Annotated in this window: 12 protein-coding genes and 2 pseudogenes; 9 read left to right on the forward strand and 5 right to left on the reverse strand. The window is 71.6% G+C overall.

Annotated features, from left to right (window positions below):
• Window positions 1-293: 293 nt before the first annotated feature.
• The 4 genes and pseudogenes from ACWDBE_RS25230 (at window position 294) to ACWDBE_RS25245 (ending at window position 3,060) form a co-directional block, all read left to right on the forward strand.
• Entirely contained in the window at window positions 294-605 is a 312-nt protein-coding gene (locus ACWDBE_RS25230; protein ID WP_402399720.1) for a transposase, read from the forward strand.
• Window positions 606-610: 5 nt separating this feature from the next.
• The gene (locus ACWDBE_RS25235; RefSeq protein ID WP_449809218.1) at window positions 611-1,276 is read left to right on the forward strand and encodes an IS3 family transposase; all 666 of its coding nucleotides are present in this window, start codon (window positions 611-613) and stop codon (window positions 1,274-1,276) included.
• A pseudogene (locus tag ACWDBE_RS25240) lies at window positions 1,243-1,878 on the forward strand (transposase); the annotation flags it as partial. The gene ACWDBE_RS25235 and the pseudogene ACWDBE_RS25240, both read left to right, overlap by 34 nt.
• Before the next feature lie 114 nt (window positions 1,879-1,992).
• The gene (locus tag ACWDBE_RS25245) at window positions 1,993-3,060 is read left to right on the forward strand and encodes a rhodanese-like domain-containing protein (RefSeq protein WP_449809219.1); all 1,068 of its coding nucleotides are present in this window, start codon (window positions 1,993-1,995) and stop codon (window positions 3,058-3,060) included.
• 179 nt (window positions 3,061-3,239) lie between these two features.
• On the opposite strand, the gene ACWDBE_RS25250 is transcribed toward ACWDBE_RS25245, so the two are convergent.
• Window positions 3,240-3,464 carry a hypothetical protein gene (locus ACWDBE_RS25250; protein ID WP_449809220.1) on the reverse strand — a complete coding sequence of 75 codons (225 nt, stop codon included), beginning with the start codon at window positions 3,462-3,464 and terminating at the stop codon, window positions 3,240-3,242.
• A gap of 82 nt (window positions 3,465-3,546) precedes the next feature.
• Here ACWDBE_RS25250 and ACWDBE_RS25255 point away from each other — a divergent pair.
• Together ACWDBE_RS25255 and ACWDBE_RS25260 are read left to right on the forward strand one after the other, a co-directional pair.
• Window positions 3,547-4,526, forward strand: a pseudogene (locus ACWDBE_RS25255) (IS5 family transposase).
• Between the two features lie 115 nt (window positions 4,527-4,641).
• Entirely contained in the window at window positions 4,642-4,986 is a 345-nt protein-coding gene (locus ACWDBE_RS25260; protein ID WP_449809141.1) for an Hsp20/alpha crystallin family protein, read from the forward strand.
• Between the two features lie 205 nt (window positions 4,987-5,191).
• Here ACWDBE_RS25260 and ACWDBE_RS25265 read toward each other — a convergent pair whose 3' ends face one another.
• The 4 genes from ACWDBE_RS25265 to ACWDBE_RS25280 form a co-directional block, all read right to left on the reverse strand.
• Window positions 5,192-6,316 (reverse strand): site-2 protease family protein, encoded by a 1,125-nt coding sequence (locus ACWDBE_RS25265; protein WP_449809142.1) that lies wholly within the window; start codon window positions 6,314-6,316, stop codon window positions 5,192-5,194.
• Between the two features lie 155 nt (window positions 6,317-6,471).
• Window positions 6,472-6,810 carry an amino acid kinase family protein gene (locus ACWDBE_RS25270; RefSeq protein WP_449809143.1) on the reverse strand — a complete coding sequence of 113 codons (339 nt, stop codon included), beginning with the start codon at window positions 6,808-6,810 and terminating at the stop codon, window positions 6,472-6,474.
• A gap of 755 nt (window positions 6,811-7,565) precedes the next feature.
• A complete protein-coding gene (locus tag ACWDBE_RS25275; protein WP_449809144.1) occupies window positions 7,566-7,985 on the reverse strand; it encodes a CBS domain-containing protein in 420 nt (139 codons plus the stop codon).
• Window positions 7,986-8,913: 928 nt separating this feature from the next.
• Window positions 8,914-9,360: a universal stress protein gene (locus ACWDBE_RS25280; RefSeq protein WP_449809145.1), complete on the reverse strand. Its 447-nt coding sequence runs from the start codon at window positions 9,358-9,360 to the stop codon at window positions 8,914-8,916.
• Between the two features lie 222 nt (window positions 9,361-9,582).
• On the opposite strand from ACWDBE_RS25280, the gene acsA reads away from it, so the two are divergent.
• From acsA to ACWDBE_RS25295, 3 genes are read left to right on the forward strand one after another with little or no spacing between them, the layout of a single operon-like run.
• Window positions 9,583-11,358, forward strand: a complete 1,776-nt coding sequence (gene acsA / locus ACWDBE_RS25285; protein WP_449809146.1) for an acetate--CoA ligase — start codon at window positions 9,583-9,585, stop codon at window positions 11,356-11,358.
• On the forward strand, window positions 11,355-12,380 hold the full coding sequence (pdhA, locus tag ACWDBE_RS25290) for a pyruvate dehydrogenase (acetyl-transferring) E1 component subunit alpha (protein WP_449809147.1): 1,026 nt from the start codon (window positions 11,355-11,357) through the stop codon (window positions 12,378-12,380). The genes acsA and pdhA overlap by 4 nt, the downstream gene beginning before the upstream one ends.
• On the forward strand, window positions 12,377-13,372 hold the full coding sequence (locus ACWDBE_RS25295) for an alpha-ketoacid dehydrogenase subunit beta (RefSeq protein ID WP_449809148.1): 996 nt from the start codon (window positions 12,377-12,379) through the stop codon (window positions 13,370-13,372). The genes pdhA and ACWDBE_RS25295 overlap by 4 nt, the downstream gene beginning before the upstream one ends.
• Window position 13,373: the final 1 nt, after the last annotated feature.

Below are 13,373 nucleotides of genomic sequence, written 5' to 3' on the forward strand. Positions count from 1 at the left end.
CAGGGACGGTCCGGCTGCTCGTTCCTGCCCACGCTTCCCCCTCACCTGTCCGGCCCCCGCCGGGGCCCGGTTCCTTCGTCGACGCCCTCAGGATGACCGACCGGAACCTCCCTGACGAGTGGTCACGCACAGGCCGCCGCAGCCCGGCGCGGCGATCCTCGGTCGCCGCGCCAGGCCCGGGCTGCGCCGGGGTGTTTCGTCTCGGTGCGTCGGTTGCGTCGCCCTGAGGTTCCCCCGAGGTGCGGAAGGTTGCCGGATATGGCCTGATGGGCCATGAGAAGGGAGCTCTTGTGATGGCTGCTCAGATGAAGTACCCGCCCGAGTTGCGGCGGCGTGCGGTGGAGATGTATCGATCCGCCGATCCGAAGCCCGTGATTCGCCAGATGGCCCGCGATCTGGGGGTCCACCACGAGGCCCTGCGCAACTGGATCCGCCAGGACGAGGCGGACCGCGGCGAGCGCGACGACCGGCTGACCACCACGGAGAAGGAGGAGCTGGCCGCTCTGCGCAAGGAGAACGCCGAACTCCGCCGGTCCTGCGAGATCCTCAAGGCAGCATCGGCTTTTTTCGCCCAGGAGCTCGACCCGACCCGGCGACGGTACTGAAGCTCATCGACGAGCACCAGGACCGCTTCGGGGCCGAGCCCGTCCTCCGGGAACTGCACATCCCCGCCTCCACCTACTACCGCTGGCGCCGCGAGGCCCTCGAGCCGTGCGAGCGCAAGCGCCACGACGCCGAACTCACCGAGCACATCCGCCGCATCCACGCCGACTCCGACGCCACCTACGGCTCCCCGCGCGTCCACGCCGTCCTGCGGCGCGAGGGCACACGGGTCGGCCGCAAGCGGGTCGAACGCCTGATGCGCCAGGCCGGCCTCCAGGGCGTGAGCCCGCGCCGGCCCCGCTCCTTCACCTACCGCGACCCGGCCGCCGACTCCGCCCCGGACCTGGTCCGGCGCGACTTCACCGCGACGGCGCCGAACCGGCTGTGGGTCGCCGACATCTCACTGGTCCCGACCGGTGAGGGACCGTGGTGGCTGGCCACGATCCGCGACGCGTTCTCCCGCCGGATCGTGGGCTGGCACACCTGCGAACGGGCGGACGCCGACCTCGTCCTCACCGCCCTCGAATACGCCCTGCACGGCCGACCCGTCGAACCCGGGAAACTGATCCACCACAGCGACCACGGCTGCCAGAGTGGATTCCACCGGTCGTCGCAACACCTTGATCGAGGTGGTGTTGCATGGGACGGCCAGCAGGGTGGATCACGACGCTGACGGGGCGTCCGGCGATGCGTTCGCCGGGGCGGCCTCCGATTCGGCGCGGTGTGGAGCGGGAGTTCTGGGTGCGGATCGCGGAGGGGATGTCCAGCGAGGAGGCGGGGACTGCGTGCGGTGTCTCGGGCGTGGTCGGCTCGCGCTGGTTCCGAGAGGGTGGCGGCATGCCCACGCTCCGGCTGGGCCCGGACTCGGGCCGGTACCTGTCCTTCACCGAGCGTGAGGAGATCGCGCTGCTGCGGGCCCAGAACGCCGGGGTGCGGGAGATCGCGCGCCAGCTGGGCCGGTCGCCCTCGACGATCTCGAGAGAGCTGCGGCGCAACGCGGCCACGCGCGGCGCCCGGCTGGACTACCGGGCCTCGATCGCCCAGTGGAAGGCCGAGTTGGCGGCCCGGCGCCCCAAGACCGCGAAGCTCGTGGCGGACGAGCGCCTGCGCGACTACGTTCAGGCCCGATTGTCGGGCGCGGTCCAACTGCCGGACGGGACAGCGGTATCCGGCCCGCGCACTCCGGAGTGGAAAGGACGCAACAAGCCGCGCCGCGAGGACCGACGATGGGCGACGGCTTGGAGCCCCGAGCAGATCGCCGGCCACCTCGAACTCGCCGCCCGCACCGGCGCCTGGATCGGCTACGGCCACCGTGCCGAGACCGAGTACTCCATCCGGCACTTCACCGACGGCGAGCGCATCTCCCTCGGTGACGTCACCCTCCAGATCATGGAGACCCCCGGACACACCCCCGAGTCGATCAGCATCCTCGTCTTCGAGCACGCCACCGACGAAGTCCCCTACGGCGTTCTCACGGGCGACGCCCTGTTCATCGGTGACGTCGGCCGCCCCGACCTGCTCGCCTCCGCCGGCGTCACCGCCGAGGAGCTCGGCGCGATGCTCTACGACAGCGTCCATCGCAAGCTCATGGCCCTGCCCGACCAGGTTCGCGTCTTCCCCGCCCACGGCGCCGGCTCCGCCTGCGGCAAGAACCTCTCCGCCGAGAAGCAGTCCACCATCGGCTCGCAGCGCCTGACCAACTACGCCTGCCAGCCCATGGACCAGGACACCTTCGTCCGCATCGTCACCGCCGGCCAGTCAGCCGCCCCCGCCTACTTCGGCCACGACGCCGCTCTCAACCGGCAGGACCGCCCGTTGCTCGACCGCGCGAACGCCGACCGCCCCCTGTGTCTCGAAGGCTTCAAGGAGGCCCGCACCGCCGGCGCCGTCGTCCTCGACGCCCGCAGTCCCCAGGAGTTCGGCGCGGGACACGTCCGCGGCGCCATCAACGTCCCCGTCGACGGCCGCTTCGCCGAACAGGCCGGCACGGTCCTCACCCCCGACAGTAACATCGCGATCATCGCCCCACAGGACCGCGAGGGCGAGGTCATCACCCGCCTCGCCCGCATCGGCTTCGATCACATCGCCGGCTACCTGCGCAACCCCGGCAACGCCCTGCCCGCCCTCGCTGACGAGGTCACCCCCGCCAGCCGCCTCACCGCCGACCAACTCCGCACCGCACTCGCCGACGAGCAGCCCCCCACCATCCTGGACGTTCGCACCTGCGGCGAACGCGAAACGGGCTTCATCGAAGGATCCCTGCACATCGCCCTGACCGAACTCCCCAGCCGCCTGGACGAGATCCCCACCGACCGCCCCCTGGTCGTCCACTGCGCCAGCGGCCACCGCTCCTCCATCGCCGCCAGCCTGCTGCGCCACCACGGCCACACCGACGTCTCCGACCTCCTCGGCGGCTACAGCGCCTGGCACACCCTCACTCACCCCACCCGGGCCTGAACCCGGTCGCTCCGGTTCACTCCCCGCCCGGGCCGCGGGCGCTCCCGAAGGTAGCGCCCGCCACGTAAATCCAGGACACAACCGCAGTCCCGGAGTCGCGTGCCCACCGGGTCCAGCAGTTCCGCTACGTCCGCCGGGTCAGCGAGCCCCTCGCAGCGCAGCAGCCACTGGTGGAACAATCACCAGCCGATCGGCGCCGCCGATTCGGGCCGCAGCCGGGTGCGTTCCTCCAGCATGCGGTACTCGTCGCCGAATGCCTCGAAGGACAGCCGCTCGGGGCTCGCTCCGGCTGTGTACTCCAGACACGTCGGGGCGATGGTGGCCGCGCACCAGGCGGTCGTCCGCAGTTGGTTAGCGCGGTAGCGGAACGGCAGGAGGGCGAGCAGCGCCGCCGCGGGCGGGATACAGCTAGGGCCTGTGTGAGGTTGTGATCAGTCTTCGGGTTCTGCCCTCACCTGAGGGCAGAACCCGGTAGAACGGTTGGTCGTGACGCGCAGGCAACTGACCGACGAGCATTGGGAGTTGATCGAGCCCTATCTGCCGATCGGGAGGTTCGGACCGTACCCCGAGCGGCTTCGGGAGCAGTTCGAGGGCGTGATCTGGCGGTTCCGCTGCAGCGCCCAGTGGCGGGAGATGCCTTCCGAGTTCGGTCCCTGGCCGACGGTCTACGGCCGATTCCGTGTCTGGCGGGACGCGGGCGTCTTCACCGCCCTACTGGAAGGCCTGATCGCCCAGGCCGCTCGCGAGGGCACAGCGGACCTGTCGCTGGTCAGCGTGGATTCCACGTCCGTCCGGGCTCACCACGACGCCGCCGGGATGCTCGTCGACGAGGAGATCATGGAGGCCCTGGAGGAGGCCGCGCGGGAGCAGGAGGAGACCCGACAAAAAGGGGCGAGCCGCAGGAACAGGACGGACAGGACGAGCGGCGACGCGCCCGGCTCCGTCGTAGGCTCCGCCTGAAGGAAGCCTTCCTCGGACGGTCCCGGGGCGGGCTGACCAGCAAGGTTCATCTGGCCGCCGACCGCAGGTGCCGTCCCCTGGCACTCGTGCTGACCGCGGGGCAGGCCGGTGACAGCCCGCAGTTCGTCCCCGTGCTGGAGAAGGTGCGGGTCCGTCTGCCCGTTGGCCGTCCTCGCACGCGGCCCGGCGCGGTCGCCGCGGACAGGGCGTACTCGTCCCGCGGCAACCGCGCCTACCTGCCTAAACGCCGGGTCAAGGCGGTCATCCCGGAGAAGAGAGACCAGGCCGCCAGCAGGAAGAGGAAGGGCAGCAGGGGCGGCCGGCCGGTCGGCCACGACGCGGATCTCTACAAGGAGCGCAACACCGTCGAGCGCCTGATCAACAGACTCAAGGCCTGGCGAGGCATCGCCACCCGCTGCGACAAGAAGCCCGAAAGCTACCTCGCCGGCCTCCACCTCCGCGCCTCGGTGATCTGGGTCGACGACCTCCTGCGAGACGCCGACTGATCGCAACCTCACACAGGCCCTAGTGAGGAGGACCGAGATGGCCGGCGAGTTGCTCCACAGGCGTGCGCACCGGTGACCCCTGTCCCCGTTCGCGGAGTGGTTCGAGGACTTCCCCATGGAACTGCGGATGGGTGAGCACATGATCCGCGTGGAGGAGTCCGAGGAGGAAGGAGCGTACGTGGTCAAGGCCGAGCTGCCGGGGATCGACCCCGACAAGGACGTCGAGATCACGGTCGAAGGCGGCGTGCTGACCGTCCACGCCGAACGCACGGAGGAGAAGAAGGAGAGACAGCGTTCGGAGTTCCGCTACGGCTCCTTCACCCGCAGTGTCCGGCTGCCCCAAGGCGTGAACGAGCAGGACATCACCGCGTCCTACGACAAGGGGGTCCTGACCGTGAAGGCACCGATGGGAGAGGTCGAGAAGCAGGCCCGGCGGATCGAGATCTCCCGCGGCACCTGACCGACGCGGCTCTCGCTGCCACGGCCTTCCGGTGGCGAGCGCGAACTGGGCCGGGCGGTCCTGCGGCCGCCCGGCGACGCGCGGGACGTCGGCGCTGCACATGCCGGCGCCGTGCTCCCCCTTCCCCTGGCGGCCTGTCAGCTCCCGTCGACCGGCGGCCCAGCCGTACAACGAGGCCGAAACGGTTCGCCACGAGACGGAGGTGTCACGTGCCGTGGGCGGTCGTGAGCAGGCGCCTTCGGGCGATGCGGGAGATGTCGTCGATGCTGACGATGCCGACCAGGCGGCCGTCGTCCAGGACGAGGATCGGTGGCTGCGCGGCCGCATGGTCCAGCACCTCGACAAGGTCGTCTCCGCGCGCGGCGACCACGCAGCGGGCGACCGGCGTGGCCACCTCGCGGACGCGGACCTCGGTCCTGCGGGCGGGCGGGATCATCGCGAGCCTGCGCAGGTCGACCAAGCCGCTCGGGTGGCCGTCGAAGCCGACCAGGGGGATCACGGGGTGGTGTGCCCGTGCCGCCATGTCGGCGAGGAAGTGGTCGACGGTGAGCCAGTCCGGCCCGGTGCTGACGGGGGAGGTCATCACCTCGGAGATCCGTACCCCGCGCAGCGCGGTCACCATCGCGGCGCGGCGGACCTCGGCCAGGGCCGACGACCACATGAACAGCCCGATGAACACCAACCAGATTCCGGCCCCGCTGCCGTGAAACAGCTCGACCCAGCCGACGGCGGACAACAGGATGCCGAAGACCTGGCCGACCCGCCCGGCGATGCGCTCGGCGCGCTCGCGGTCTCCGCCGCGCCACCAGACCGCCGCCTGGAGGATCCGTCCGCCGTCCAGGGGCGCCGCGGGGAGCAGGTTGAACACGCCGAGCAGGAGGTTGGCCAGGCCGGTCCACAGCAGCACTGCCGCGGGCAGTTGCCAGTGGAGGCTGTGCAGCGCACCGAGCCCGGCGGCCAGGGCGAGCCCGCCGAGGAGCAGGCTGGTCAGCGGCCCGATCACCGCGACGGTGAACTGGAGCCGTGGGGTCGGCGCGCGTCCCATCCGGGTGACACCGCCCAGGGCGAAGACCGTCATGTCGTCGACGCGCACCCCGGCCCGGCGGGCGATGACGGCGTGGGCTGTCTCATGCAGCAGCAGGCTCGCGGTCAGCAGCAGCGCGCCGACCGCGCCGGCCACGCCGTAGGCGGTGGCTGAGCGGCCCGGGACCCAGGCCGGGAGGGTCTGCCCGGCGAGGCCGATGCCGAGGAAGAGGATCAGGACGGGCGCGCTCCAGTGGATCCGCAGCAGAATGCCGAAGATCCTTCCCAGTGGTGCGGAGCCGTGCATCCTGACCTCTCCGGGGGCCTTCCCGAGGCCCGTCACAACCTTCAATCTCCCGCCTGCCACGCGGGGTGGCACAGGGCCGTTCGGGCCCCTGGCGGGGGCCGGCTTGGCCCTGTCGGCCGAGATGGAGCCGGTGATCACGGGCGGCGGCGGCCCAGTCAGGGTTCGACCGGTCGGCGGTCGGCGGTCGGCGGTCGGCGGTCGGCGGTCGGCGGTCGGCGGTCGGCGTAGTCGCGGATGCGGGTGCCGATGTCCTGGTCTTGGCAGATCGCGCGCATGGCGTCGGTGGCGGCGTCGAAGACGTGCATGGTCAGGTGGTGTTCGGCGACGAGGACGAGGGCGGTGGTGTCCATCACCTGCACGTCCTGGACGGGTGCCTGCCGGTGACTGAGGTTGGTGTACCGGACGGCGCCGGGGTGGGTGCGCGGGTTGTGGTCGTAGACGCCGTCCACGCCGTGCTTGGCGAGCAGCAGGGCGTCCGCCTCCAGTCGGTTCATGCGGTGCCGAGCATGCCGATGGTGTCGGCCTCAGCCCGGCTGATGCCCCACGCCGCCGCGGCCCGGCCACGGAAGTAGTTCCCGCCGCCGACCACGACGGCGATCTGCACACGCCCAGCTCGTGCGCCGAGAGGATCTCCTCCGTCACGCGTGCGAGACTGGTCGGATCGGTGTCCCAGCCGGCCGCGCCGGCGAACGCTTCACCGCTGAGCTTCACCACGACCCGCTCGGTACCGGCTCACGACGCCTCTTTCCGGTTCCTGCCGCCCGCTCTCCTGCACCGCCGGGTTGATCAGTGAGTGAAGGCCGTGCGGGAGCGCGTTGAACACGTGCTCCAACCGTTCGGGAGGTACGTGCTGGAGCAGGGCACCGGTGACGGCTCGGGCCCGCGTGCGGTTCCAGCCCGCGTAGTAGATGCTGCGGATCGGCGTGGGCAGCTGTGCGCCGAGAGGGTCACGACGTCGATCGGGAGCCGGTCGCGCAGCGTGTGCACCCAGGCTCGAAGCAGCCGGTAGGGGCGGTGGCGGTCCTCCGCACTTCCCGGTGGCCTTGGCGACATCGATGAGCCAGGTGTTCGCGGTCCGGACGGCATGGTCGAAGTCGGTGAGCCCGGTGCCAGTCATGGTCGTCATATCTCCCGTCACAAGCACTGCTGCACCGCCCCGCGATGACCAGCTGCTCAGAGGGACGGGGCGGCATGGCTCGTCGTGTCCCGTCCGGTTGCGCCTTGTACTGGCGTTGGATCGGTTGCGTGATCAGGCGGGGACGCAGACGGCCTCGACGAGCTCACCGACCTCCTGTCGGCTGAGATGCCGCGCGATGTCGGCCTCGCTGATCATGCCGACCAGCCGGTGGTCGTCGATGACCGGCAGGCGCCGGATCCGGTGCTCCTCCATGAGGTGCAGGACCTTGGCCTGGTCAGCATCGGCGTCCACCGTGATCGGCTTGCCCTGCGCGAGCCGGCCTGCCGTCATGGTCTTCGGGTCCTTGCCCTCGGCGAGGCACTTCACCACGATGTCGCGGTCGGTGATGATCCCGTGGAGCCGGTCGTCCTCGCCGCAGATCGGCAGAGCGCCCACGTCCAGTTCGCGCATCCGCCGCGCCGCCACATCGAGCGTTTCGCTCTCCTGTACGCAGGTCGCTCCGGCGTGCATGATGTCCCGTGCCGTGCTCATGACCGTTGCCTCCTTCGTGGTACGGGTTCTGGGCCCACGGTGCGCGACTCGCTCATGACCGATCGTCATGGGATGGTGTCGAAATGCCCTGATCCGCCCCGGGGTCGTGCCTGACAGTCCAGTCGCCTTCGCAAACGGGTGCCGTCCCTTCCAGGGTTGTACTCGACGCGGAGTCTCGCCATCCCGAGCCGTTTGCCCGGATCGGGTGCGCGGTGTGAAATGCGGCCACCGTGGCAGTCGCCCGGGTTGACGCCAGGAACGAGTTGCCCCGCGATGGTGCGCAGGACGAGCCTGGGAGAGGGCGGTCTGCGGTTCGCGGAGACAGACCGCGAACGAGGCGCGAGTTGGTCTCGCTCGGCGCGATGCCCAGGCGGCCCTTCCACTCCGGCTTGGCCAGGTCGAGGACGGAGGCCGGCGGCGCGGTGTCGGCGGGAGTGCCCGTGGCGGCGACGAACGCGGCGGTGCGGGCGGAGACGCCGACCCAGTCCCCTTGGGTGCACTGTCCTCGGCCGGAGCGGACTTGAGGGTGTCCCCTGCACCTGCGCGAGCAGGGTCCCGGTCGCCCTGGCGGCACTGGACCGCGGCGGCACCCTCGCGGTGGCCGGCAACCACCTCAGCCACATCCCGGCGCTGGACTACCAGCAGCACCTGTTTCAGGAACGCACACTGCGCAGCGTCACCGCCAACACCCGGGCCGACGGCCGCGCCTACCTGACGGAGGCGGCCCGAACCCGCCCGGCGGTGCACGTGTGCCGCTACCCGCTGGGGCAGGTTGACGCGGCACGTGCTGATCCCGCGGCCGACCGGGTGCCGGGGTCGCCGTGCTGGTCGCGGAGTGAGCGGGGCAGGGGCCTGGCAGCGCGAGACGTCCGCGACCTGGCAGCCGCCGGTCACCCGATCGCTCGGCATCACCGCCTGTTCCGGGCCGTCAGCGGCCGCGCACGATCACGACGGGGCATGGAGCATGCTGGGCGCAGTGCTGGCCGACAGAGCCCAGCAGGGCACCGGTGAAGCCGCCGAGCCCACGGCTGCCCACCACCAGCAGCGCCACGTCGTCATCGCCCGCGGCCTTCAACAGCGCCTGGGCGGCTGTGCCCTCCTCCACCCGTGCGGCGATCTCCACCGAAGGCTCAGGGCCCACCGCCTTCTCGATGCTCTCCGTCAGGATCTTCCGCGCGATGTCCCCGAAGGCCTTCTCCCCGGGGACCGGAACGTTGCCGCCCCACCCGGAGAACGGTGGTTCCCAGCCGATGACCGCCTCCACTGCGGCGCCGGCCAGTTCGGCCTGTCGCACCGCCCAGCGCAGTGCCCGCCTGGACTGCTCGGAGCCGTCCACCCCGACGACGATCTTCTCCCTGTTCCGACTGTCACTCATCGCTCGCCCTTCCGATCGCGGCCGAGGTGAGCATCGATGCGAGGGGCCCGTGCGGCTCGACCGATGCACGCACCGTCTCCTTGGCAGCATCGGCCGGACATGCGGCATCCGCACCTCGGCCCTGGAGCGCCGGGGCCGCTCCTCCTCGCGGAGCTCCGAGGTCCGTCGCAGGATGGAGAAGGCGGGCCGCGAACGGCGGGCCGCGATCCGGAGGGAGTCTCCGTGGAGCCCCACACGCCGGCAGACACACCCTTCCCCGACGACGGGGCCCCGGTCGGGCCCGGTGCCGTCTGGCAGAGGGCCCGCGGCCTGCTCGACGGGCTGCCCGGGCACAGGGGGCTGAATATCGCCCACGAGGCCGTGGACCGGCACGTGGCGGCCGGACGGGGTGAACACGTCGCGCTGCGCTGCGTCGCCGCCGACCGCACGGCCACCCCGGTGACGTACGCCGAGCTCGCCCTGCGCAGCAACCGTTTCGCCAACGGCCTTGGGGCGCTCGGGGTCGGCCGGGGCGAGCGGGTCGCCTCCCTGCTCGGACGGTGTCCCGAGCTCTACGCGTCGGTACTCGGCACCCTGAAGAACACTTCGGTGTTCTGCCCGCTGTTCCCCGCCTTCGGTCCCGCCCCCGTCGAGGAACGGCTGCGGCTGGGCGACGTCCGGGTCCTGGTCACCACGGAAGATCTCTACCGGCGCAAGGTGGCAGCTCGGCGGGAGCACCTGCCGCATCTGGAGCACGTCCTGATCGTGGGCCCGGTGTCGGAGCCGCTGCCCGGCACCAGGTCCTTCGAAGCCCTGATGGCCGAGGTCTCGGAGGAGTTCGCGATCCCGGACACCGACCCCGGGTGCATGGCGCTGCTGCACTTCACCAGCGGCACCACCGGCACCCCCAAGGGAGCGGTCCACGTCCACGAGGCGGTAGTCGCCCACCACGCGACCGCCGCGCTCGCCCTGGACCTCCACCCGGACGACGTGTTCTGGTGCACCGCCGACCCCGGCTGGGTGACCGGCACCTCCTACGGGATCATCGCGCCGCTCACCCACGGCGCGACCATGGTCGTCGACGCGGGCGACTACGAGGCGCGGCGCTGGTACGGCATCCTCGCCGAGCAACGGGTGAACGTCTGGTACACCGCGCCCACCGCGATCCGGATGCTGATGCGGGTCAGCCCCCGCGGCAGCCCGCCAAAGCTGCCGCGCTCCTTCGACCTGTCGGCGCTGCGGTTCATCGCCAGCGTGGGCGAGCCGCTCAACCCGGAGGCCGTGCGCTGGGGAGAGGAGATCCTGGGCCTGCCGATCCACGACAACTGGTGGCAGACCGAGACCGGGTGCATCATGATCGCCAACACCGCCGGCACCGAGATCAGGCCCGGCTCGATGGGTCGGCCGCTGCCCGGCGTGGTGGCTGATGTGCTGGAGCGGGGGCCGGACGGGCGTGCGAAGGTGACCGACGGCCACGTCAACGTTCTGGAACAGCCGGGGACAGAAGGCGAGTTGGCGCTGCGGCCGGGATGGCCGTCGATGTTCCGCGGCTACCTCGGGGCGGAGGAACGCTACCGTGCTTGCTTCGCCGACGGCTGGTATCTCACCGGGGACGTGGCCCGGCGCGACGCGGACGGGTTCTTCTGGTTCGTCGGGCGGGCGGACGACGTGATCAAGTCGGCCGGGCACCTGATCGGTCCGTTCGAGGTCGAGAGCATCCTGATGGAGCATCCGGCAGTGGCAGAGGCCGGGGTGATCGGCCGGCCGGACCCGGTCGCCGGCGAGATCGTCAAGGCCTTCGTCTCCCTCAAGCCCGGTCACGATCCGGATCCCGGTCTGGCTCGGGACATCACCGCCTTCGCCCGGCGTCGGCTCGGCGCGGCCATCGCTCCCCGGGAACTCGCTTTCGACCAGCACCTGCCGAAGACCCGCAGCGGCAAGGTCATGCGGAGGCTGCTGCGCGCCCGCGAACTGGGCCTGCCCGAGGGCGACCTGTCGACCCTGGAGGAGTCCTCATGACGCGCCGGACCGCCGCGAACCCCCGCCGGAGCCGGGCGCGGGCCGTCGCCGCCGACACGGAGCACCGCCTCGGCCTGCTGCGCGGGATGCTGCGCATCCGGCGCTTCGAGGAGCGCTGCGTGGAGCTCTACAGCGCCGGCGAGATCCGCGGCTTCGTCCACCTGTGCATCGGGGAGGAGGCCGTCTCGGTCGGCGTGCACCAGGCGCTCACCCCCGAGGACGCCGTCGTCACCACCTACCGCGAGCACGGCCACGCACTGGCCCGCGGCCTTCCGGCGGAGTCGGTGTTCGCCGAGATGCTCGGGCGGGTCACCGGGTGCAGCCGGGGCCGGGGCGGCTCCATGCACCTGTTCGACGCGGACCGGCGCTTCTACGGCGGCCACGGCATCGTCGCCGGCGGCCTGCCGGTGGCGGCCGGGCTGGCCCTGGCCGACCGGATGCGCGGCAAACCCCGCCTGGCCTGCTGTTTCTTCGGCGACGGTGCCTTCGCGGAGGGCGAGTTCCACGAGACCGCCAACCTCGCCGCCCTGTGGGACCTCCCCCTGCTGCTGATCTGCGAGAACAACCTCTACGCCATGGGCACCCCGCTGGGCCGCGAGCACGCCCAGATCGACCTGGCGGCCCGCGCGGCCTCCTACGGCCTGGTCGCCTGGGCCGTGGACGGCATGGACGTCCTCGCCGTCGAGCACGCCGCCCGCCGCGCCGCGCAGGCCGTGCGCGAGGGCGGCGGCCCGTACTTCCTGGAGCTGCGCACCTACCGCTTCCGGGCGCACTCGATGTACGACCCGGACCTCTACCGGGACAAGGCCGAGATCGAACGCTGGAAGGAGCGCGACCCGATCACCCTGCTCACCGACCGGTTGCGCGCCGACGGCGTCCTCCAGGAGGACGGGCTGCAGCTGGTCGAGAAGGAGGTCGCCGAGGAACTGGACCAGGCGGTCGAACAGGCCCGGCAGGGCGGGCTCGAACCCGTCGAGGACCTGCTGCGCTTCGTCCGCACCCCGACCGGGGAACCGTCGTGACCCGGGCGAAGGCCGCACCCGGGCCGATCACCTACCGCGAGGCGCTCCGGGAGGCCATGCGCGAGGCGCTGACGACCGACGAACGGGTGTTCCTGATGGGCGAGGACGTCGGCCGGTACGGCGGAGCCTTCGGGGTCAGCCTCGGGCTGCTCGACGAGTTCGGGCCGGAGCGGGTCCGCGACACACCGCTGTCCGAGTCGGCCTTCGTCGGCGCCGGTATCGGCGCCGCCGTCGCCGGGCTGCGGCCGATCGTCGAGGTGATGACCGTCAACTTCAGCCTGCTGGCCCTGGACCAGATCCTGAACAACGGCGCAACGCTGCTGCACATGTCCGGCGGGCAGATCGGGGTGCCCCTGGTGATCCGGATGACCACGGGGGCCAGCCGTCAGCTGGCCGCCCAGCACTCGCACAGCCTCGAAGGCTGGTACGCCCACATCCCGGGCATCCGGGTGCTGGCCCCCGCCACCCTCGCGGACGCCCGGCACATGCTGGCGCCCGCCCTGGCCGACCCGGACCCGGTGGTGATCTTCGAGCACGGCTCGCTCTACAACACCTCCGGCACGCTGCCACCCGGAGCCGGGCCGGTGGACCTGGACAGCGCGGCCGTGCGGCGTCGTGGCACCGACGTCAGTCTCGTCACCTACGGCGGCTCGCTCGGCAAGTGCCTGGAGGCCGCCGATCGGCTGGCCACCGACGGCATCGACGCCGAGGTGGTCGACCTGCGCACGCTCCGGCCGCTGGACGACGCGACGGTCCTAGGCTCCGTCCGCCGGACCCACCGGGCGGTGCTGGTCGATGAAGGCTGGCGCACCGGCGGCCTGTCGGCCGAGGTGGCTGCGCGGATCACCGAGCAGGGGTTCTACGATCTGGACGCGCCGGTGGAGCGGGTGTGCGGGGCCGAGGTGCCGGTACCCTACGCCCGGCAGCTGGAGGAGGCTGCCCTTCCGCAGGTCGACGGCATCGTGGCGGCGGCCAGGCGGGCGGTCGGTTGAG

This window comes from Kitasatospora sp. NPDC001132 (assembly GCF_053598415.1).

Bases quoted from the DNA above. Each gene is read 5' to 3' on its own strand.
- ACWDBE_RS25260 (WP_449809141.1), top strand. From the start codon at position 4,642: ATGGAACTGCGGATGGGTGAGCACATGATCCGCGTGGAGGAGTCCGAG.
- ACWDBE_RS25270 (WP_449809143.1), bottom strand. From the start codon at position 6,810: ATGAACCGACTGGAGGCGGACGCCCTGCTGCTCGCCAAGCACGGCGTG.
- ACWDBE_RS25280 (WP_449809145.1), bottom strand. From the start codon at position 9,360: ATGAGTGACAGTCGGAACAGGGAGAAGATCGTCGTCGGGGTGGACGGC.
- pdhA (WP_449809147.1), top strand. From the start codon at position 11,355: ATGACGCGCCGGACCGCCGCGAACCCCCGCCGGAGCCGGGCGCGGGCC.
- ACWDBE_RS25265 (WP_449809142.1), bottom strand. From the start codon at position 6,316: ATGCACGGCTCCGCACCACTGGGAAGGATCTTCGGCATTCTGCTGCGG.
- ACWDBE_RS25230 (WP_402399720.1), top strand. From the start codon at position 294: ATGGCTGCTCAGATGAAGTACCCGCCCGAGTTGCGGCGGCGTGCGGTG.
- ACWDBE_RS25275 (WP_449809144.1), bottom strand. From the start codon at position 7,985: ATGAGCACGGCACGGGACATCATGCACGCCGGAGCGACCTGCGTACAG.
- ACWDBE_RS25245 (WP_449809219.1), top strand. From the start codon at position 1,993: ATGGAGACCCCCGGACACACCCCCGAGTCGATCAGCATCCTCGTCTTC.